The organism is Halomonas alimentaria, assembly GCF_009902005.1.
GTDB lineage: Bacteria > Pseudomonadota > Gammaproteobacteria > Pseudomonadales > Halomonadaceae > Halomonas > Halomonas alimentaria.
Genome location: NZ_WUTT01000001.1, coordinates 72,056 through 91,375, shown reverse-complemented (window position 1 = coordinate 91,375; position 19,320 = coordinate 72,056). Strand labels below are relative to the sequence as shown.

20 protein-coding genes are annotated in these 19,320 nt (G+C 69.0%); 16 read left to right on the top strand and 4 right to left on the bottom strand.

Features of this window, described 5'->3' with window-relative positions; genetic code table 11:
- Positions 1-81: 81 nt before the first annotated feature.
- Positions 82-531: a copper resistance protein NlpE N-terminal domain-containing protein gene (locus GRB96_RS00420; protein ID WP_161429941.1), complete on the bottom strand. Its 450-nt coding sequence runs from the start codon at positions 529-531 to the stop codon at positions 82-84.
- Between the two features lie 100 nt (positions 532-631).
- On the bottom strand, positions 632-1,531 hold the full coding sequence (locus GRB96_RS00415; protein ID WP_161429940.1) for an AEC family transporter: 900 nt from the start codon (positions 1,529-1,531) through the stop codon (positions 632-634).
- 110 nt (positions 1,532-1,641) lie between these two features.
- On the opposite strand from GRB96_RS00415, the gene hisC reads away from it, so the two are divergent.
- The gene (gene hisC / locus GRB96_RS00410; RefSeq protein WP_161429939.1) at positions 1,642-2,706 is read left to right on the top strand and encodes a histidinol-phosphate transaminase; all 1,065 of its coding nucleotides are present in this window, start codon (positions 1,642-1,644) and stop codon (positions 2,704-2,706) included.
- A gap of 91 nt (positions 2,707-2,797) precedes the next feature.
- Here hisC and GRB96_RS00405 read toward each other — a convergent pair whose 3' ends face one another.
- Positions 2,798-3,592 carry an inositol monophosphatase family protein gene (locus tag GRB96_RS00405; RefSeq protein WP_161429938.1) on the bottom strand — a complete coding sequence of 265 codons (795 nt, stop codon included), beginning with the start codon at positions 3,590-3,592 and terminating at the stop codon, positions 2,798-2,800.
- A gap of 156 nt (positions 3,593-3,748) precedes the next feature.
- On the opposite strand from GRB96_RS00405, the gene GRB96_RS00400 reads away from it, so the two are divergent.
- The 14 genes from GRB96_RS00400 to der all read left to right on the top strand — a co-directional run bounded on the left by GRB96_RS00400 (position 3,749) and on the right by der (position 17,296).
- Positions 3,749-4,489 (top strand): RNA methyltransferase, encoded by a 741-nt coding sequence (locus GRB96_RS00400; protein ID WP_161429937.1) that lies wholly within the window; start codon positions 3,749-3,751, stop codon positions 4,487-4,489.
- 119 nt (positions 4,490-4,608) lie between these two features.
- Complete coding sequence (cysE, locus tag GRB96_RS00395; protein ID WP_161429936.1) at positions 4,609-5,460, top strand: serine O-acetyltransferase; 852 nt, start codon at positions 4,609-4,611, stop codon at positions 5,458-5,460.
- 301 nt (positions 5,461-5,761) lie between these two features.
- Positions 5,762-6,235, top strand: a complete 474-nt coding sequence (locus GRB96_RS00390; RefSeq protein WP_161432943.1) for an Rrf2 family transcriptional regulator — start codon at positions 5,762-5,764, stop codon at positions 6,233-6,235.
- Between the two features lie 31 nt (positions 6,236-6,266).
- Positions 6,267-7,424, top strand: coding sequence for an IscS subfamily cysteine desulfurase (locus GRB96_RS00385; protein WP_161429935.1), 1,158 nt, complete (start codon positions 6,267-6,269; stop codon positions 7,422-7,424).
- Positions 7,425-7,480: 56 nt separating this feature from the next.
- Positions 7,481-7,807 carry a HesB/IscA family protein gene (locus GRB96_RS00380; RefSeq protein ID WP_161429934.1) on the top strand — a complete coding sequence of 109 codons (327 nt, stop codon included), beginning with the start codon at positions 7,481-7,483 and terminating at the stop codon, positions 7,805-7,807.
- A 210-nt stretch (positions 7,808-8,017) separates the two neighbouring features.
- Positions 8,018-8,443, top strand: a complete 426-nt coding sequence (gene ndk, locus GRB96_RS00375; protein WP_161429933.1) for a nucleoside-diphosphate kinase — start codon at positions 8,018-8,020, stop codon at positions 8,441-8,443.
- Between the two features lie 86 nt (positions 8,444-8,529).
- Positions 8,530-9,657, top strand: a complete 1,128-nt coding sequence (rlmN, locus tag GRB96_RS00370) for a dual-specificity RNA methyltransferase RlmN (RefSeq protein WP_161429932.1) — start codon at positions 8,530-8,532, stop codon at positions 9,655-9,657.
- A 122-nt stretch (positions 9,658-9,779) separates the two neighbouring features.
- Positions 9,780-10,529, top strand: a complete 750-nt coding sequence (gene pilW / locus GRB96_RS00365; RefSeq protein WP_161429931.1) for a type IV pilus biogenesis/stability protein PilW — start codon at positions 9,780-9,782, stop codon at positions 10,527-10,529.
- 30 nt (positions 10,530-10,559) lie between these two features.
- A complete protein-coding gene (locus tag GRB96_RS00360; RefSeq protein ID WP_161429930.1) occupies positions 10,560-11,573 on the top strand; it encodes a RodZ domain-containing protein in 1,014 nt (337 codons plus the stop codon).
- Positions 11,574-11,583: 10 nt separating this feature from the next.
- Positions 11,584-12,699: a flavodoxin-dependent (E)-4-hydroxy-3-methylbut-2-enyl-diphosphate synthase gene (ispG, locus tag GRB96_RS00355; protein WP_161429929.1), complete on the top strand. Its 1,116-nt coding sequence runs from the start codon at positions 11,584-11,586 to the stop codon at positions 12,697-12,699.
- A gap of 28 nt (positions 12,700-12,727) precedes the next feature.
- Entirely contained in the window at positions 12,728-14,041 is a 1,314-nt protein-coding gene (hisS, locus tag GRB96_RS00350) for a histidine--tRNA ligase (protein ID WP_276608731.1), read from the top strand.
- A gap of 32 nt (positions 14,042-14,073) precedes the next feature.
- Positions 14,074-14,751, top strand: coding sequence for a YfgM family protein (locus tag GRB96_RS00345; RefSeq protein WP_161429928.1), 678 nt, complete (start codon positions 14,074-14,076; stop codon positions 14,749-14,751).
- Positions 14,748-15,896, top strand: coding sequence for an outer membrane protein assembly factor BamB (bamB, locus tag GRB96_RS00340; RefSeq protein ID WP_161429927.1), 1,149 nt, complete (start codon positions 14,748-14,750; stop codon positions 15,894-15,896). Before GRB96_RS00345 ends, bamB begins: the two co-directional genes overlap by 4 nt.
- Complete coding sequence (gene der, locus GRB96_RS00335; RefSeq protein ID WP_161429926.1) at positions 15,893-17,296, top strand: ribosome biogenesis GTPase Der; 1,404 nt, start codon at positions 15,893-15,895, stop codon at positions 17,294-17,296. Before bamB ends, der begins: the two co-directional genes overlap by 4 nt.
- Positions 17,297-17,370: 74 nt before the next feature.
- On the opposite strand, the gene GRB96_RS00330 is transcribed toward der, so the two are convergent.
- Entirely contained in the window at positions 17,371-18,237 is an 867-nt protein-coding gene (locus GRB96_RS00330) for an ATP-binding protein (protein ID WP_161429925.1), read from the bottom strand.
- A gap of 278 nt (positions 18,238-18,515) precedes the next feature.
- Between GRB96_RS00330 and GRB96_RS00325 the strand changes: the two genes are divergently transcribed.
- Complete coding sequence (locus tag GRB96_RS00325) at positions 18,516-19,319, top strand: M48 family metallopeptidase (RefSeq protein ID WP_161429924.1); 804 nt, start codon at positions 18,516-18,518, stop codon at positions 19,317-19,319.
- Position 19,320: the final 1 nt, after the last annotated feature.

The following is a 19,320-nucleotide window of genomic DNA, read 5'->3' as shown; positions in this document are numbered from 1 at the left end:
GCGTCAGTGGCAACGGCCACAACGGCAGGGGGCGGCCCGAAGGCCGCCCCCACCGGATCACCCGGGGTCATCCGCGAGCGATCACTGACGCTTGAGCTGCAGCATCTCGCTGTTCTGGAAGCGCCGCCGCTCGGGGTCGATCAGCTCCAGAGTCTGCGGATCGAGGCGCAGGAAGTAGTAGATCTGCCCCTCGCCGTCCGGCGTGAGCTCGTAGACGGTGGCATCTGGCTCATTGGCGGTACCTTCCAGCACCTCCCAGTTGCCAGCGTAGGTCTCGTCCGGGGGGCTCTGCGGATGGCCACGATAGGAGGCGTTGAGCTCGAAGGTGCGATCCTCGGCGGCGGCCTGTTCGTCGCCACGCATCAGCACATCGAGGTCGATACCATCGCAGTTGCGGCAGGGCAGAGTGCCCTGGTAGCGCTCCTCGTCGGGCTCCACGGCGGCACCCGCAGGGCCATCGGTGGGGCCGGCGGCGCAGCCGGCCAGCAGCGCAAGCATCGCCGATCCGGCAAGCAAGGTCCTGATTTGCATATGTGTCCTCCTGGGCAGTGGGCGTTGCACCGTAATGCACGGCGGCCTGACGGCCTGAGTCACAGCATAACCGTTGATACGGCCGACGCACAGTTTCCCCTCATCCGCCGATACCGGCATGCACGTGGGCGAAGACCAGCGCCAGCACCACCGGCATCACCACCAGCGAGCCGAGGTTGCCGATCAGCACCAGCGAGGCGACCTTGTGAGGCTCCTGGCGGTACTGCTCGGCAACCAGATAGTTGAGCACCGCCGGCGGCAGGGCGGCGAACACCCACAGCGCCGCGGCCTGCAGCCCGGAGAGCCCCAGCAGCCAGACCAGCGGCGCGGCCAGTACCAGCCCCGAGAGCGGGCAGAGCACGGCGCCCAGCAGGCCGGTCTTCCAGTCCGAGAAATCGATATCGAGCATGCGCACGCCGAGGGCGAAGAGCAGCAGCGGGATACACACCCCGCCCAGCATATGCAGCGCCTCCAGCAGCCAGCCGGGCAGCGGCACGCCCAGCAGGTTGACCGCCAGGCCGGCGAAGGTGGCCAGCACGATGGGCAGACGCAGGATGCGCAGCAGCGAGGAGCCGGGACTCAACATCCACAACCCCACCGTGAAGTGCAGCAGCATCTCGACGATGAACAGCACCACCGCGGCGGGCAGCGCCGCATCGCCGAAGGCCAGCAGCAGCAGCGGGATGCCCATGTTGCCGGAGTTGTTGAACATCATCGGCGGCAGGAAGGTCTTCACCTCCAGCCCCAGCCACTTCACCAGCGGCCACAGCACCAGCCCCGAGCCCAGCACCACCACCGTGCCACCCAGCGCCAGCCCCGCATACTCCTCCAGCGGGGCCTGGCCGTCGGCCAGCACGGCAAACACCAGCATGGGCACGAAGAGCTCCATGTTGAGCGTGTTGAGGGTGGCGATATCGGGGTTGCGCAGGCGGCCATAGAGGGTGCCGCATCCGGCAATCAGGAATACCGGCAGCAGGGTGGCAAGGATCTGGGCGGTCATCGCGATGTCGTTGTGTTCAGAGGTCAGGGGGCACCAGCCTAGCACGGCTTGCGCGGCTCGGCCGCGCGGGTCACCATGCCTGCTATCCCTCACTGTCCCGAGCGAGAGCCATGAGCAAGTTCTGGAGCCCCGAGGTCCGCGAGCTGACGCCCTATGTTCCCGGCGAGCAGCCCCGCGAGCGCCTGATCAAGCTGAACACCAACGAGAACCCCTACCCCCCGGCCCCGGGAGTCGGCGCCGTGCTGCGCGACTTCCCCAGCGACCACCTGCGCCGCTATCCGGACCCCGAGTCCCGGGCGCTGCGCGAAGCGCTGGCCGCGGAGTTCGGCGTCGAGGTCGGGCAGGTGTTCGTGGGCAATGGCTCCGACGAGGTACTGGCACTGGCCTTCCAGGCCTTCTTCCGCCAGGCAGCGGCGCTGCAGATGCCGGCGATCACCTACAGCTTCTACCCGGTCTACTGCCGGCTCTACGACATCGAGCGCCAGGCCCTGCCGCTGGCCGCCGACTGGTCGGTGGATCTCGCGGCATTCGCCCCCTCGGCGGGCGGGGTGGTCTTCGCCAACCCCAACGCCCCCACCGGCCACGGCCACGATCGCGCGGCGATCGCCACCCTGCTCGAGAGGATCACCGAGTCGGTGGTGCTGATCGACGAAGCCTACGTGGACTTCGGCGGCGAGAGCGCGGTACCGCTGGTGGAGCGCTTCCCCAACCTGCTGGTCACCGGCACCTTCTCCAAGTCACGCAGCCTGGCCGGCCTGCGGCTGGGCTATGCGGTGGGCTCCAGGGAACTGATCGAGGGGCTGGAGCGGGTCAAGGACTCCTTCAACTCCTACCCGGTGGACAGCCTGGCCAGCGCCGTGGCCATCGCCTCCCTGGCCGATGAGGAGCACTTCGCGGCGTGCCGTGAACGGGTGATCACCACCCGCGAGCAAACCCGCAGCGCGCTCGAGCGACTGGGCTTCGAGGTACTGCCCTCCCAGGCCAACTTCCTGCTGGTCCGCCACCCCGACCAGGATGCCGCCCAGCTCTTCGTGGGGCTGCGCGAGCGGGGCGTGCTGGTGCGCCACTTCAACACCGAGGCGCTGCGCGACCACCTGCGCATCAGCATCGGCACCGATGACGAGATGGAGAGCCTCATCGAGACGCTGACGCTGCTCTGCCAGGCGCCGACCTGAGCCCCAGCCTCCCCCCCAAACACACGAAAGCCCCGCGGCACTTGCGCGCCGCGGGGCTTTCACTCGGGCCCGGGTCAGGCTCGCCGCAGCGTCAGAAGTGCGGCTTGAGCTGCTGCACCAGCGCCTTGTAGAGGCGTGGGCCGGCGGCCATCAGCGGACCATCCGCATCCACCCTGGGCTGGCCGTCCGGGGTCCCCATCAGCGCGCCGGACTCCTTGAGCAGCAGGCCGCCGACGTGGAGGTCCTGCTCCTCCAGGCCCAACACGAAGGCGGCATCGGCACGCCCGGAGGCCAGCTCGGCGAGGTCGAGCAGGCCGCTGCCGCTGGCGCGCTGCACCTCAATGAGCGGACCGAGCTGCTGCACCAGGGTCAGGTAGGAGGGCAGGTAGCGATTGCGCAGCGAGCTGTCGGGCAGCCCCATGGCGACGCGCGTGCCGGCCACGGCATGCTTGCCGGGGACACGGATGCGCTTGCCGTTGTGCTGGGCACCACGGCCACGGCTGGCCAGGTACTCGTCGTCGCTGAAGGGGCAGATCACCACCGCATGCTCCGCACGGCCCTTGACCAGGCATACCAGTGACAGCGCGAAGCCGGGAGCGGCCACCTCGAGGTTCGAGTAGCCGTGGAAGGGTTCGATGCGCCACAGCACATCGCGCCCCTCGCCTTCCCCCTCGCGATGGGGGGTGAAACGGCCGACGACGCCGTGCTGGGGGTAGCCGCGGGAGAGCTGACGCACGATCAGTGTCTCGGCGTTGCGCGCGGCGTCTTCCAGCAGGCGGTCGAGGTTGTGCTCTTGGTGGGAGTTCTCGATGCGCTCGCGAATGCGCAGGAACTGCTCGCCGGCGCTGCGGGCGGCGCGCAGCGCGTATTGGACCATCGGATGCATGATCGGGCCTTGGGGAGTCGGTGGTGTTAAAGAACGGGGCGTTCACTCGAAACGCTGGCGCGAATCCTAGCAGAAGCGCTCGTGACGCGCCATCCACCCCGACGCTCGCATGCTAGACTGCGCCCCTCAACTTCCTGCAGCACCGGACCCTGACCCATGCTCGAGCGCATCCGTATCGTCCTGATCGGCACCAGCCACCCCGGCAATATCGGCGCCACCGCCCGCGCCATGCACAACATGGCCCTGAGCGACCTGGCCCTGGTGGCACCGCGCTGCGAGCCGATCACCGCCGATAGCGTGTCACGGGCCTCCGGTGCCGACCACCTGGTGCACGGCGCCCGGGTGGTCGACACCCTGGAGGAGGCCGTGGCCGACTGCACCCTGGTGGTGGGCGCCAGCGCCCGCTCGCGGACCCTGCCCTGGCCGATGCTCTCGCCGCGCGAGCTGGGCGACCGCCTGCCCCAGGAGCTGGCAGACCCCGACGCCCGGGTGGCGCTGGTGTTCGGCCGCGAGGACAGCGGCCTGACCAATGCCGAACTGCAGCGCTGCCATGCCCACGTGCACATCCCCACCAACCCGGACTTCAGCTCGCTGAACCTGGCCGCGGCGGTGCAGGTACTGGCCTACGAGTGCCGCCAGGCCTGGCTGGCGGGAGAGCCGGCCGCCCCGGTGGAGCCTGACCAGGCCCTGGCCACCCACGCCGAGCTCGAGCACTACTTCGCCCACCTGGAGCGCACCCTGGTCGCCATCGGCTTCCATGACCCGGCCACCCCTCGCCAGCTGATGGCCCGGCTGCGTCGCTTCACCCTGCGCGCCCGCCCCGAGCGCATGGAGCTCAATATCCTGCGCGGCATCCTCTCGGATACCGAGAAGCTCGCCCCGCCGCGGGATGAGTGATGGCCAACGCCCGGCGGAAAGGGGCAGGCTCGCCTTGAAGCTCCCCACCGCCGCCCCCACACTGAGATGATCATCCGCGGCGGTTGCCGCCCTGCCCATCCAAGCCCAAGGACCGCTGCATGTTTCAACGCCTGCGTGAGGACATCAACAGCGTTTTCGACCGCGACCCGGCGGCACGCAACTTCCTCGAAGTGCTGACCAACTACCCGGGCCTGCACGCCCTGCTGCTCCACCGCCTGAGCCACCGCCTGTGGCGTGCCAACCTGCGCTGGCTGGCACGCAGCCTCTCCACCTTCTCGCGCTGGCTGACCGGCATCGAGATCCACCCGGGGGCCACCATCGGCCGACGCTTCTTCATTGACCACGGCATGGGCGTGGTGATCGGCGAGACCGCCGAGGTGGGCGACGACGTGACCCTCTACCAGGGCGTGACCCTGGGCGGCACCAGCTGGAACAAGGGCAAGCGCCACCCCACCCTGGAGGATGGCGTGATCGTCGGCGCCGGCGCCAAGATCCTCGGCCCCTTCAGCGTCGGGACCGGAGCCAAGATCGGCTCCAACGCCGTGGTGACCAAGGAGGTCCCCGCCGGCGCCACCGTGGTGGGCATCCCCGGCAAGATCGTCAAGCGCGAGGAGCCGGATACCGCCGACACCCTGGACGTCGACCCCGAGCGCCGCGAGGCGATTCGCCGCAAGTTCGGCTTCGACGCCTACGGGGTCAGCGAGGACATGCCCGACCCGGTGGCCCGCTCCATCCAGGCGATGCTCGATCATATGCACGCCGTGGACGAGCGCCTCGAGCGCATGTGCCAGACCCTGCGCAAGGTGGACGCCAGCTACCGCGAGGGCGAGCTGCCGGAGCTGCGTGACGAGGACTTCGCCGAGGTGCTCGACGACGCCTGCAAGATGCCGGAAAAGGCGCCGGCCACCGAAGCGACCGAGAAGGCCGGCGAAGGGGAGCGACGCGACTAGGGCAACCCAAGGGCTATAAACAGTTAGCCATGCGGCAATAGCGAAAGGCGTCGGGGACAGGCCGCAGAGGGGGTCCTATGCCAGGGATGGCATCGGTAGCGCCCAGGGACGGGTTCACAGCGCCCCCTCGCAGGCCTGTCGCCGGGAAAGCCTTGAGCGGTACTTCACCTGCGATTGCCCTGAGGCAACCCTCCAAAAGGTTGACCGCGACACTCGGTCTTTCCCATAATGCATGGCCAGTTCGACCGCTCCCCCGGAGCCGACGCTTACCCAACGCCGCCCCGGCGGCGCCGAGGACGCCATGCGCCTGACCACCAAGGGACGCTACGCCGTCACCGCCATGCTCGACCTGGCGATGAACGCCCGCAGCGGGCCGATCTGCCTGGCCGACATCTCGCGACGCCAGGAGATCTCGCTCTCCTACCTCGAACAGCTGTTCGCCCGCCTGCGCCGTGCCGGGCTGGTCGACAGCGTGCGCGGCCCGGGGGGCGGCTACCTGCTGGCCCAGGCGCCGGAGACAATCTCGGTGGCGCGGGTGATCGACGCCGTGGATGAGTCCGTGGACGCCACGCGCTGCGGTGGCCTCTCCGACTGCCAGCAGGGCGATACCTGCCTCACCCACCACCTGTGGATCGAGCTGTCGGCGCATATCCACGGCTTCCTCGACGGCGTCACCCTGGGTCAGCTGGCCGACCGCCAGGAGATCCAGCAGATCGCCAGCCGTCAGCGGCGTCGCCTCGATGGCGACGACAGCATCCTCGCCTCAGCGCCCTGACCGCCAGGCCAAACCGAGACTTCCCGAGGCCATGACCACACCCGTCTATCTCGACTACGCTGCCACCACCCCCGTCGACCCCCGGGTCGCCGAGCTGATGGCGCGCCACCTGACCCTCGACGGCATCTTCGCCAACCCCGCCTCGCGCAGCCACATGCTGGGCTGGCAGGCCGAGCAGGCGGTGGAGAATGCCCGCCGCCAGGTGGCCGACCTGATCGCTGCCGATCCGCGCGAGATCGTCTGGACCAGCGGTGCCACCGAGGCCGACAACCTGGCCCTGACCGGCTTCCTGCGCGCCAATCGCCACCGTGGCCGCCACCTGATCACCTCCGTCGTCGAGCACAAGGCAGTGGTGGATACCGCCCGGGCGCTGGAGGACGAGGGCTTCAAGGTGACCTGGCTGACACCGGCAGGCGACGGGCGGATCAGCCCGGCACAGCTGCGCGAGGCACTGCGCGAAGACACCGTGCTGGTGTCGCTGATGGCGGTCAACAATGAACTCGGCGTGATCCACGACCTGGCGGCACTGGCCGAGGTGGCCCATGCCGGCGGCGCCGCCTTCCATGTCGACGCCGCCCAGGCGGTGGGCCGCATCGACCTCGATGTGAACCAGTTGGGGATCGACCTGATGTCGCTCTCCGGGCACAAGGCCTATGGACCCAAGGGCGTTGGCGCCCTCTACGTCAGGCGCCACCCCGATATCCGCGTCGAGGCGCTGATCCACGGCGGCGGCCACGAGCGCGGCATGCGCTCCGGCACCCTGCCCACTCACCAGATCGTCGGCATGGGCGAGGCCTTCGCCATCGCCGCCGCCGAGGGCGAGGCCGACCAGGCCCGCATCACCTCACTGCGCGACCGCCTGCTCGAGGGCCTGGCCGACCTCGACGGCATCCATCGCAATACTGCGCTGGAGGCCGCCGTGCCCAATATCCTCAACCTGGCCTTCGCCGGCGTGGAGGGCGAGTCGCTGTTGATGGCACTGCGCGATATCGCCCTCTCCACCGGCTCGGCCTGCAACTCGGCCAGCGTCGAGCCATCCTATGTACTGAAGAGCATCGGCCTGCCGCGGGCGCTGGCGCTCGCCTCGCTGCGTTTCAGCTTCGGACGCTTCACCACCGAGGCCGACATCGACCGGGCCGTCGACGCCCTGCGTCACGCCCTGTCCGGCCTGCGCCGTCAGGCCCAATGACGCCTTCGCGACAGGCGCAACCCCTGCAACAGGCAGCTACCCACAGGAGAGAGACCATGGCGCATCTCACCATCACCGACGCCGCCGCCGAGCAGATCCGCCGGGTGCTCGACGAGCGCGGCCAGGGCCTTGGCCTGCGCGTCTCGGTCAAGCCCAGCGGCTGCTCCGGCTACAGCTACGTGCTCGACTTCGCCGACGAGGCGGCCAACGACGACACCTGCTTCGAGGAGCACGGGGTCAAGGTCTTCGTCGCCCCCGATGCCCTGGAAATGCTCGACGGCAGCGAGGTCGACTACGTCAACGAGGGGCTCAACCGCTACTTCCGCTTCAACAACCCCAACGTCAAGGACCAGTGCGGCTGCGGCGAGAGCTTTTCGGTCTAGGTTCACAGAATTCCCGCGACCCGAGGCGCGCCGCGCCTCGCGATCAGCGACGATTGTTCAACGCCACCGCGGGGCGCTATAATCCCGGCCCAGTCGGCGCATCGCCGAGCCGCATTACCCGATTCGCCGCGCCGCCCTCGCTTTCCCAAGCCCGAGGGTGGCGCGGCGCACTCTTTCGACACCCCATCACCCCCTACTGGAGACATGCCCATGGCTACCCAGCGCACCCTGTCCATCATCAAGCCCGATGCCGTCGCCAAGAACGCCATCGGCGAGATCATCGCCCGCTTCGAGAAGGCCGGCCTCAAGGTCGTCGCCGCCAAGATGCTCAAGCTGGACGACGACAAGGCCGGCGGCTTCTACGCCGAGCACAAGGAGCGCCCCTTCTTCAAGGATCTGGTCGGCTTCATGACCTCCGGCCCGGTGGTCGTGCAGGTGCTCGAGGGCGACGACGCCATCGCCAAGAACCGTGACCTGATGGGCGCCACCAACCCCAAGGAAGCCGCGCCGGGCACCATCCGCGCCGACTTCGCCGAGACCATCGACGCCAACGCCGTGCACGGTTCCGATTCTCCCGAGTCCGCCGAGCGCGAGATCGCCTACTTCTTCGAGAGCAGCGAACTTTGCCCGCGCTGATTTTCGGCCCGCGTTGATCCAGGCTCCGGGCGGGGCCCTGTCCCCGCCTCCCCTGCCGCCTTCCCTTCCCCGACCCGCTGATCGCCATGACCGCTGATACCGCACCCCAGAAGACCAACCTGCTCGGCATGTCCCGCCAGGAGATGGAAGCCTTCTTCCTCTCCATCGGCGAGAAGAAGTTCCGTGCCGCCCAGGTGATGAAGTGGATCCACCACGAGGGCTGTGACGACTTCGCGGCCATGACCAACCTCGCCAAGGCGCTTCGCGCCAGGCTCGCCGAGGTGGCCGAGATCCGCGGCCCCGGCGTGGTCTACGAGGGCACCTCCAGCGACGGCACCCGCAAGTGGGTGCTGGAGGTCGAGGACGGCAGCTATGTCGAGACGGTGCTGATCCCCGCCGACAACGGCAAGCGCCGCACCCTGTGCGTCTCCTCCCAGGTGGGCTGCTCGCTGGACTGCAGCTTCTGCTCCACCGGCAAGCAGGGCTTCCAGCGCAACCTCACCGCCGCCGAGATCATCGGCCAGGTGTGGGTGGCCCAGCGCAGCGTGGGCCCGCGCAAGGACACCGCCAATCGCCCGGTCACCAATGTGGTGATGATGGGCATGGGCGAGCCGCTGATGAACTACGACAACGTCGTGCCGGCCATGAAGCTGATGCTCGACGACGACGGCTACGGCCTCTCCAAGCGCCGCGTCACGCTCTCCACCTCCGGGGTCGTGCCGATGCTCGACAAGCTCGGCGACGAGCTCGACGTGAGCCTGGCCATCTCGCTGCACGCCGCCAACGACGAGTTGCGCAACGAGCTGGTGCCGCTCAACCGCAAGTACAATATCCGCAGCCTGCTGGATGCCTGCCAGCGCTATCTCGCCAAGTGCGACGACACGCGCATGGTCACCATCGAGTACACGGTGATCAAGGACGTCAACGACCAGCAGGAGCACGCCGAGCAGCTCGCCGAACTGCTGCGCGAGCTGCCATGCAAGATCAACCTGATTCCCTTCAACCCCTTCCCCCATTCGGGCTACGAGAAGCCGTCACGCAACCAGGTGATGCGCTTCCAGCAGTGGCTCTACGAACTGGGCTACACGGCACCGATCCGCTCCACTCGCGGTGACGATATCGACGCCGCCTGCGGCCAGCTGGTGGGCCGGGTGAAGGACCGCACCCGTCGGCACGAGCGCTATATCAAGTCGATCCAGATCGACGCCGACTGAAGGGAGCCTGCCTTGACTTCAACCGGGCACAGCGCTTTGATGGGCAGGCCCTGCCTCCCCCCGGCTTCCGTTTGCCCGCGGCACGCCGCCGGAGGGAGCCCGCCGACCCTCGGGAGGAGTTCATGACCCGCCGCTCACGACTGCCCGGACGCTCGCTGCTGCCCTTGGCCGCCCTGCTGGGCGGCCTGTGGCTGACCGGTTGTGCCACACAGTCCCAGGGCATCAGCGGCGCCGACCGCGAGGCCAGCCCGGCCGACGCCTACACCCAGCTCGGCGTCGCCTATCTGGAGCGCAACAACCTGCGCCGCGCCATGAGCGCCCTGGACCGCGCCCTGGAGATCGCCCCCGACGACCCCGAGGCACTGCAGGCCATGGCCATGGTCTACCAGCGCCAGGGGGAGGAGGCGCTGGCCGACGAGACCTTCCGTCGGGCATTGGCGGCGGACGCCAACTTCACCCGCGCGCGCAACAACTACGCGGCCTTTCTCTACGCCCGGGGCCGCGTACGCGAAGCCTGCGAGCAGCTCGAACGGGCCTCGACTGATGCCCAATATCCCAATCGCGCCCAGCTGTTCGCCAACCTCGGGCAGTGCCATCGCGAGCTGGGGGAGGTGCAGGAGGCACGCCGCAATCTGCAGCGCGCCCAGGAGATCGATCCGCGTGCGCCGCGCAGCTACTTCACCCTGGCCGAGCTGGAGTACGCCGACAACAACCTGGCCCAGGCACGAGCGCAGATCGAGGCTTTCATGCGCCTGGCCGGGCCGCGCCCGGAGGCCCTGAGGCTGGCCGGTGACATCGCCCGCGCCCAGGGCGACAGCGCCACTGCCGCCTTCTATACCCAACAGCTGGAGGGGCGTGGCACCACGCCCTGATCCGAGAACACCACCGAAGGATGCGCCGCCATGAGCGACACCCACGAACCGGACCTGCACGCTGATGCCACGGCCTCGCCCGGCGAGCAGCTGAGGCTTGAACGCGAGAACCAGGGCCTCTCCGTCTCCGAGGTGGCCGGCGCGCTCAACCTGCGGCCGGCGGTGGTCCGCGGCCTGGAGGAGGACAGCTACGAGGAGGTGCCGATCGCCACCTACCGGCGTGGCTACCTGCGCGCCTACGCGCACCTGCTGGGCATCGACGACGCCCCGGTGCTGGCTGCCTATCACGCCCGCTTCGGCAGCCAGGATGCCGCCCAGCGCAAGGTCACCCCGGTCCAGATCAGCAAGCCTCCCTCGCGCCTGGGCGCCTGGCTGTTCCGCCTGGTGTCGCTGCTGGTGCTGGCCGGCCTGATCGGTCTGACCCTGATGTGGTGGCAGAGCCGCGGCGGCGGCGAGCCACCCAGCATCGGCGAGAGCGATCCGGTCTCCGTCGACCGCCTGGATGGCTCCGCCAGCGTGACCGAGCCCGACACCTCAGCCGACGGCACCGGGCCGGATAGCCTGCCGCCGCTGCCCGAGGAGGTAGCCGAGGCAGAGTCCACCGCCCAGGCACTCGGCGAGGAGACCGACGACACCCTCGCCGACGACGCATCGGTGGACGCCGAGCTCGCCGCGAGCGTCGACGCATCGGACGCCGCCCGCGAGGAGCAGGATAGCGAGGCCGCAGCCGACGAGGAGCAGCAACAGACTACGGCGGAGGCCGAGCAGGCCGACGCTGCCACCGCCGAGCCGCAGGACGATACCGGTCGCCTGGCCTTCACCTTCAATGAACAGTCATGGACCGAGGTCTTCGACGCCAACAACCAGCGTGTCTTCGTCGGCCTGCAGGAACCCGGCACCACGGCCAGCGTCGAAGGCGAGCCGCCCTTCCGCCTCACCGTGGGCAACGCCACCGGCGTCGAGCTGGTCTGGCAGGGTGAACCTGTGGACCTCGTCGAGCGCGCCGGCGCCAACAACGTCGCCCGCTTCACCCTGGGAGAATGATTCCACCATCATGCACGCACAATCCCCTATCGTCCGTCGCAAGTCGCGCCAGATCCACGTCGGCAGGGTAGCCGTCGGGGGCGATGCCCCGATCTCGGTGCAGAGCATGACCAACACCAACACCCTCGACGTGGCCGCCACCGTGGCGCAGATCCGCCAGCTCGAGGCCGCCGGCGCCGATATCGTTCGTGTCTCGGTACCGGACATGGATGCCGCCGAGGCCTTCGGCCGTATCAAGCGCGAGGTCGAGGTGCCGCTGGTCGCCGATATCCACTTCGACTACAAGATCGCCCTGCGCGTCGCCGAGCTCGGCGTCGACTGTCTGCGTATCAACCCCGGCAACATCGGCAAGGAAGAGCGCGTACGCGCCGTGGTCTCCGCCGCCCGTGACAACGGCATCCCGATCCGCATCGGCGTCAACGCCGGCTCGCTGGAGAAGGACCTGCAGAAGAAGTATGGCGAGCCCACCCCCGCGGCTCTGGTGGAGTCGGCCATGCGCCATATCGACCACCTCGACCGCCTCGACTTCCCCGACTTCAAGGTCAGTGTCAAGGCCTCCGACGTGTTCATGGCGGTGGCCGCCTATCGCGACCTGGCCACGCGCATCGAGCAGCCGCTGCATCTCGGCATCACCGAGGCCGGCGGGCTGCGCTCGGGCACCGTCAAGTCCTCCATCGGGCTGGGCATGCTGCTGATGGACGGCATCGGCGACACCATCCGCGTGTCGCTCGCCGCCGACCCGGTAGAGGAGATCAAGGTCGGCTTCGACATGCTCAAGAGCCTGCGCCTGCGCTCCAAGGGCATCAACTTCATCGCCTGCCCCAGCTGCTCGCGCCAGAACTTCGACGTCATCGGCACCATGAACGCCCTGGAGGAACGTCTCGAGGACGTCATGACTCCCCTCGATGTCTCGGTGATCGGCTGCGTGGTCAACGGTCCCGGCGAGGCCAAGGAGACCGATGTCGGCCTCACCGGCGGTTCACCGGCCAACCTCGTCTATATCGATGGCAAGCCGGCCTCCAAGCTGCGCAACGACCACCTGGTCGATGACCTCGAGCGGCTGATCCGCGACAAGGTGCGCGAGAAGGAGCAGGCCGAACAGGACGTGATCGCCCGCGACGCCTGAGTCGCCGGCACCCATCAAGGAGCCACCGTTGAGCAAGTCCCAAGCAAGTCACAAGGCACCCAGCAAGAAGAAGATCCAGGCCATTCGCGGCATGAACGACCTGCTGCCGGAGCAGTCGCCGCTGTGGCAGTACTTCGAGGGCAAGGTCCGTGACCTGATGGCCCGCTACGGCTACGCCGAGATCCGCACCCCCATCGTCGAACAGACCGCGCTGTTCGCGCGCTCCATCGGCGAGGTCACCGATATCGTCGAGAAGGAGATGTATACCTTCGAGGATCGCAACGGTGACAGCCTCGCCCTGCGCCCCGAGGGCACGGCGAGCTGCGTGCGCGCCGCCATGGAGCACGGCCTGCTGCACAACCAGACCCAGCGTCTGTGGTACCAGGGTCCGATGTTCCGCCACGAGCGCCCCCAGAAGGGGCGCTATCGCCAGTTCCACCAGGTGGGCGTGGAGAGTTTCGGCCTCGAGGGTCCGGATATCGACGCCGAGGTGATCCTGCTCTCGGCCCGCCTGTGGCGCGAGCTGGGCCTGATGGAGCACGTCACCCTGGAGCTCAACTCCCTGGGCTCCTCCGAGGCTAGGACCGCCTATCGCGACACCCTGGTGGCCTACTTCGAGCAGCATCTCGATGTGCTCGACGAGGACTCGCGCCGGCGGCTGACCAGCAACCCGCTGCGCATCCTCGACTCCAAGAACCCGGAGATGGCCGAGATGCTGGCCGGCGCCCCGCGGCTCCTCGACCATCTGGACGCTGACTCCCGGGAGCACTTCGAGGCGCTCTGCGCGCTGCTCGACGATGCCGGCATCGACTACGTGATCAACCCGCGGCTGGTGCGCGGCCTGGACTACTACGGCCGCACCGTCTTCGAGTGGACCACCACCGCCCTGGGCAGCCAGGGCACGGTATGCGCCGGCGGCCGCTACGACGGTCTGGTGGAGCAGCTGGGCGGCAAGCCGACCCCGGCGGTGGGCTTCGCCATGGGCATCGAGCGCCTGGTGCTGCTGCTCGAGACCCTGGAGCTGATTCCCGACGCCGCCCGCGGCGAGCTCGACCTCTATGTGCTGCCCATGGATGACGCCGCTGCCGGTACCGCCCTGCAGCTGGTCGAACGCCTGCGTGGCGAACTGCCCGAGCTGCGTGCCCAGTTGCACTGCGGCGGCGGCAGCTTCAAGAGTCGCATCAAGAAGGCCGACCGCAGCGGCGCCCGCCTGGCCCTGCTGCTCGGCGAGGACGAACTCGCACACGGCACCGCGACCCTGAAGTTCCTGCGCGAGGAGCGTGAGCAGCGCAGCCTGGCGCGGGACGCCCTGGTCGACGAGCTGCGCCAACTGCTGGCCTGAAGGCCCACACGAGACATACAAGGAGACCGCCCGTGGCGGAGCTGAGAACCGAGGAAGAACAGGTCGAGGCGCTCAAGCGCTGGTGGAAGGAGAACGGCCTCTCGCTGATCGCCGGCGTGGTCATCGCCGGGGCCGGCGTGCTGGGCTGGAACGCCTGGCAGGGCTACCAGGAGAACCAGGCCACCGCCGCCTCGATGCGCTACCAGCAGCTGGTCAACCTGACCGCCGGCAACGCCCTCGACGAGGCCCAACTGCCCGAGGCCCGCGCCCTGGTGGAGGAGATCGTCGAGGAGCACGGCAAGACCCTCTATGCCGATCTGGCACGCCTGGTAGATGCCCGCCTGGCGGTCGCTCAGGGCGACCTCGCGGGGGCCCGCGAGCGGCTGCAGGCCCTGGCGGATGCCGACTCTCGCGGCTATGTGGGCGGCCTGGCGCGCCTGCGCCTCGGACGCCTGCTGGTTGCCGACGGCGACGCGGAGGCGGCACTCGACGCCCTGGAGAGCGGCGTTCCCGAAGCGCTGGCCGCCCAGCGCGCCGAGGTGCGCGGCGATGCGCTGCATGCCCTGGGCCGCGAGGCCGATGCCGCCGTGGCCTGGCGCGAGGCGCTGGATCTCGCCGAGACCAACGACCAGCCGCTCTACGGCGTGCAACTCAAGCTCGACAACCTGGGCCTGGCAGCGGGTCCCGACAACCAGGGACTGGACTCATGAAACCGACCTTCCTGATCGCCACCCTCGCGGGCCTGACCCTGCTGGCGGGCTGCGCCGGCAACAAGGTGGAACCGCAGTATCCGCCCACCGAGCTCAGCGACTTCGCGGCGAGCGCAGAGCTCTCCAGCGCCTGGCGCGAGGGCGCTGGTGACGGCCTGGGGCGCGCCGCCTACCCCATCGCCCCGGCCCGCGACGGCGACGCCCTGTTCGCCGCCGACTATCGCGGCGAGCTGTTCGCCTTCGACGCCGATGACGGCGACACCCGCTGGGAAGTCGACCTCGAGGTGCCGGTCTCCAGCGCGCTGACCGCGGTGGCCGGGGACCTCTACCTGGGCACCCGCAACGGCGAGGTGCTGGCGGTGAGCCAGCGCGATGGCAGCGTGCGCTGGCGCGCCCGCGTGCCCAGCGAGGTACTGGCCGCCCCGCAGCCCAACCAGCAGCTGCTGATCGTGCAGAGCGTCGACGGCACCATCACCGCCCTGGACCGCAGCAGCGGCGACGAGCGCTGGAGCTACCAGGCCAGCCTGCCCTCGCTGACACTGCGCGGCACCGGTACCCCCACCACCATCGACCCGCTGACCTTTGCCGGCTTCGCCAACGGCCGCCTGGTGGCCCTGGACAACCGCAGCGGCCAGCCACTGTGGGAGCGACGCATCGCCGTGGCCCAGGGGCGCAGCGACATCGAGCGCCTGGTGGACCTCGCCGCCCAGCCGGTACTGACTCCCGATGGCCGCCTCTTCGTGACCAGCTACAACGGCCGCCTGGTGGCCCTGGAAGCGTCCCGCGGCGATCCGCTGTGGGCCCGCGACCTCTCCAGCTACCACACGCCCATCGTGGTGGGCGACTTCCTGTTCGTGGTGGAGGAGTCGGGGCGCATCCTGGCCCTGGCCGCAGCCAACGGTGAGGAGGTGTGGCGCAACACCGACCTGGAGGGCCGCAAGCCTACCTCACCGGCCTTCGCCGACGGCAAGCTGGTGTTCGGCGATTACGAAGGCTACCTGCACCTGATCGACGCGCGCAGCGGCGATATGGTCGGTCGTGAGCGAATCGACGGCTCCGGGATCGGCGTGCGCCCGGTCACCGAAGGCAACCGCATTCATGTGCTGGCCAATGACGGCACCCTCGAGACCCTGGATATCCGATGACACCCGTGATCGCCCTGGTCGGCCGGCCCAATGTGGGCAAGTCGACCCTGTTCAACCGCCTGACTCGCACCCGCGACGCCCTGGTGGCCGACTTCCCGGGCCTGACCCGGGACCGCAAGTACGGCAACGGCATGCTCGGCGGCAAGGCCTACACGGTCATCGACACCGGCGGCATCAGCGGTGACGAGGATGGCATCGATGCCGCCATGGCCGAGCAGTCGCTGGCCGCCATCGACGAGGCCGACATCGTGCTGTTCCTGGTCGACGCCCGGGCCGGTCTCAACGTCGCCGACCAGGCCATCGCCAACCACCTGCGGGTCAACCAGAAGAAGACCTGGCTCGTCGTCAACAAGACCGATGGCCTCGACGAGGACAGCGCCACCGCCGAGTTCTGGGAACTGGGCCTGGGCGAGCCGCGGCCCATCGCCGCCGCCCATGGCCGCAACGTCACCACGCTGATCGACGAAGTGCTCGCCCCCTTCCCGGAGCGCGACGAGAGCATCCCGGCGGATACCGGCACCAAGGGCATCCGCATCGGTGTCATCGGCCGCCCCAACGTGGGCAAGTCGACCCTGGTCAACCGCCTGCTCGGCGAGGAGCGCGTGGTGGTCTTCGACGAGGCGGGCACCACCCGCGATGCCATCGAGATCCCCTTCGAGCGCCGCGGCAAGCCCTATGTGCTGGTGGATACCGCTGGCGTGAGGCGCCGCAAGAACGTTCACGAGATCGCCGAGAAGTTCTCGATCATCAAGACCCTGGAGGCGATCAAGGAGTGCCATGTCGCGATCATGGTGCTCGACGCCCGCTCCGGGCTGGTGGAGCAGGACCTGCACCTGCTCGACTACGTGCTGACCACCGGCCGCGCGCTGGTGCTGGCCGTGAACAAGTGGGATGGCCTGGAGAGCGAGGCCAAGGAGAAGATGCGCGCCGAGATCAAGCGCCGCCTGGGCTTCGCCGACTACGCCGACCTGCACTTCATCTCGGCGCTGCACGGCACCGGCGTGGGCGACCTCTATCCATCGCTGGAGCGCGCCTTCGCCTCGGCCAACGCCCACTGGTCCACCAATCGTCTGACCAGCATCCTGCAGGACGCGGTGGAATCCCACCAGCCACCCCTGGTTCGTGGTCGCCGTATCAAGCTGCGCATGGCCCACCAGGGCGGCAGCAACCCACCGATCATCGTGGTCCACGGCAATCAGACCGGCTCCCTGCCCGAGGCCTATCGCCGCTACCTGACCAACACCTTCCGCAAGGTGCTCAAGGTGCGTGGCACGCCGATGCGCTTCGAGTTCCGCTCCGGCAGCAACCCCTTCGACCCCATGGCCAACGCCAGCGATCGAGAGAAGGCCAAGAAACGCGAACTGGGTCGCACCAAGGAGGCGCGCAAGAGCCGCCGCTGACCCTGCTGCGCCCGGCACGGCCCACAGCGCCCGACCCGCCTCGGTATCCCCGGGGCGGCGTCGTTTCGGCTCTCCTAGCGCCCGTGCAGGCGCCGGCGGCCCACCCACTGGGTGGCGAACTGCCAGGCGCCGCGACCGCTGCGCCCGCCGCGCAGGGTGGCGAAGCGGATCGCCTCGGCGCGCGCCTCGGCGTTCCAGTCCTCGCGGCGCCCCAGTTGGGTGACCCAGTGGCAGCACGCCTCCAGGTAGACGTCCTGGTTGAAGGGGTGGAAACCCAGCCATAGCCCGAAACGGTCGGAGAGCGAGATCTTCTCCTCCACGGCATCGCCGTGATGGAGTTCATCACCCACCAGCCGCGAGCCCTCGTTGTCGTTCATCGACTCCGGCAGCAGGTGGCGGCGGTTGGAGGTGGCGTAGAGCAGCACGTTGGGCGGCGGGCCGGTCAGGGCGCCGTCGAGCACGCTCTTCAGCGCCTTGTAGGCATCGTCGTGGCCCTCGAAGGAGAGGTCGTCGCAGTAGACGACGAAGCGCTGACCGTGGTGGCGCAGCTGCTCTACCAGCATCGGCAGGCTGGCGAGGTCGTGGCGATCCACCTGCACCAAGCGCAGCCCCTCACTGGCCAGGCTGTTGAGCAGGGCGCGGATCAGCGACGACTTGCCGCTGCCCCGAGAGCCCCACAGCAGGGCGTGGTTGGCCGGCAGGCCCTGCAGGAAGGCCCGGGTGTTGTCGACCAGCGCCAGCTTCTGGCGCTCGATGCCCAGCAGGTCATCCAGGCTCAGGGCGTCGCGCGGTGGCACCGGCAGCAGGCGCCCACCCAGGGCGTGGCGCTGCCACAGGGCGGCCACGTCCCGCGACCAGTCCACCTCCACCGGGGCCGGGGGCAGCCAGTGCTCGACGTGATCCAGCAGATGCAGCAGGCGACGCGTCAGCTCGGGATCCATGTTCCTCTCCTTCTCCATGTCGATGGCGGCGCACACACCGCATGAGGCGCCGGGGACAGGTCGAAGAGGGGGGCCTACGCCAGGGATGGCGTCGGTAGCGCCCAGGGAGGGGTTCACAGCGCCCCCTCGAAGGCCTGTCGCCGGGTAAGCCTCATGCCATCGGGCACACCGTGTCAGTGGTTGACCTTGCAGGCGTTCAGGGTATCTTGTGGCGAACCCGGACGCCCGTCCAGCGTCTTACGTTGGCTGGATGCCACACCCCACCAAGGAGACCCGCCATGCGCTGGATCAAACCTTTCGCCATCGGTGCCCTCAGCCTCGCCCTGGCCGCCTGTACCACCTCGCCCACCGGCCGCCAGCAGCTGACCCTGGTGTCGGACGCCCAACTCGACCAGATGGGCGCCCAGGCCTTCGAGCAATATCAACAGGAGCGCCCCACCGTGGGCGGCGCTACCCACCGCTATGTGCAGTGTGTGGCCAGTGCGCTGGTAAGCGCCCTGCCGCCCCGGCAACGAGAGTCGCAGAACTGGCAGATCCGCGTCTTCGAGGCCGAGGATGCCAACGCCTTCGCCCTGCCCGGGGGCTACATGGGGGTCAACACCGGCCTGCTGAAGGTGGCCAGGAACCAGGATCAACTGGCCGCGGTGATCGGCCACGAGATCACCCATGTGCTGGCCCGCCATGCCAACGAGCGGGTCTCCACCCAGACCGCCACCCAACTGGGACTCTCGGTGCTCTCCTCGGCAGCGGGCCTGGAGGGCGCAGGCGGCCAGCAGATCATGGGCGCCCTGGGCATGGGCGCCCAGTACGGCATCCTGATGCCCTTCTCGCGGCGCCACGAGAGCGAGGCCGATGAACTGGGCCTCTACCTGATGGCCGACGCCGGCTTCGACCCCCGGGCCAGCCTGGCGCTGTGGGAGAACATGAGCGCCCAGGGCGGGGCCCGTCCGCCGGCCTGGCTCTCAAGTCACCCCAGCCACGGCCAGCGCACCCAGGACCTGCAGGCGCGCATGCACGAGGCCCTGGGCCGCTACGAGCGTGCTCGCCAGGCCGGCCGCACCCCCGACTGTCCGAGGCCGTAAG

What these genes read in the sequence shown, in the direction of transcription:
- GRB96_RS00420 (WP_161429941.1), bottom strand. Translation starts at nt 531, where the DNA reads ATGCAAATCAGGACCTTGCTTGCCGGATCGGCGATGCTTGCGCTGCTG.
- GRB96_RS00415 (WP_161429940.1), bottom strand. Translation starts at nt 1,531, where the DNA reads ATGACCGCCCAGATCCTTGCCACCCTGCTGCCGGTATTCCTGATTGCC.
- hisC (WP_161429939.1), top strand. Translation starts at nt 1,642, where the DNA reads ATGAGCAAGTTCTGGAGCCCCGAGGTCCGCGAGCTGACGCCCTATGTT.
- GRB96_RS00405 (WP_161429938.1), bottom strand. Translation starts at nt 3,592, where the DNA reads ATGCATCCGATGGTCCAATACGCGCTGCGCGCCGCCCGCAGCGCCGGC.
- GRB96_RS00400 (WP_161429937.1), top strand. Translation starts at nt 3,749, where the DNA reads ATGCTCGAGCGCATCCGTATCGTCCTGATCGGCACCAGCCACCCCGGC.
- cysE (WP_161429936.1), top strand. Translation starts at nt 4,609, where the DNA reads ATGTTTCAACGCCTGCGTGAGGACATCAACAGCGTTTTCGACCGCGAC.
- GRB96_RS00390 (WP_161432943.1), top strand. Translation starts at nt 5,762, where the DNA reads ATGCGCCTGACCACCAAGGGACGCTACGCCGTCACCGCCATGCTCGAC.
- GRB96_RS00385 (WP_161429935.1), top strand. Translation starts at nt 6,267, where the DNA reads ATGACCACACCCGTCTATCTCGACTACGCTGCCACCACCCCCGTCGAC.
- GRB96_RS00380 (WP_161429934.1), top strand. Translation starts at nt 7,481, where the DNA reads ATGGCGCATCTCACCATCACCGACGCCGCCGCCGAGCAGATCCGCCGG.
- ndk (WP_161429933.1), top strand. Translation starts at nt 8,018, where the DNA reads ATGGCTACCCAGCGCACCCTGTCCATCATCAAGCCCGATGCCGTCGCC.
- rlmN (WP_161429932.1), top strand. Translation starts at nt 8,530, where the DNA reads ATGACCGCTGATACCGCACCCCAGAAGACCAACCTGCTCGGCATGTCC.
- pilW (WP_161429931.1), top strand. Translation starts at nt 9,780, where the DNA reads ATGACCCGCCGCTCACGACTGCCCGGACGCTCGCTGCTGCCCTTGGCC.
- GRB96_RS00360 (WP_161429930.1), top strand. Translation starts at nt 10,560, where the DNA reads ATGAGCGACACCCACGAACCGGACCTGCACGCTGATGCCACGGCCTCG.
- ispG (WP_161429929.1), top strand. Translation starts at nt 11,584, where the DNA reads ATGCACGCACAATCCCCTATCGTCCGTCGCAAGTCGCGCCAGATCCAC.
- bamB (WP_161429927.1), top strand. Translation starts at nt 14,748, where the DNA reads ATGAAACCGACCTTCCTGATCGCCACCCTCGCGGGCCTGACCCTGCTG.
- der (WP_161429926.1), top strand. Translation starts at nt 15,893, where the DNA reads ATGACACCCGTGATCGCCCTGGTCGGCCGGCCCAATGTGGGCAAGTCG.
- GRB96_RS00330 (WP_161429925.1), bottom strand. Translation starts at nt 18,237, where the DNA reads ATGGATCCCGAGCTGACGCGTCGCCTGCTGCATCTGCTGGATCACGTC.
- GRB96_RS00325 (WP_161429924.1), top strand. Translation starts at nt 18,516, where the DNA reads ATGCGCTGGATCAAACCTTTCGCCATCGGTGCCCTCAGCCTCGCCCTG.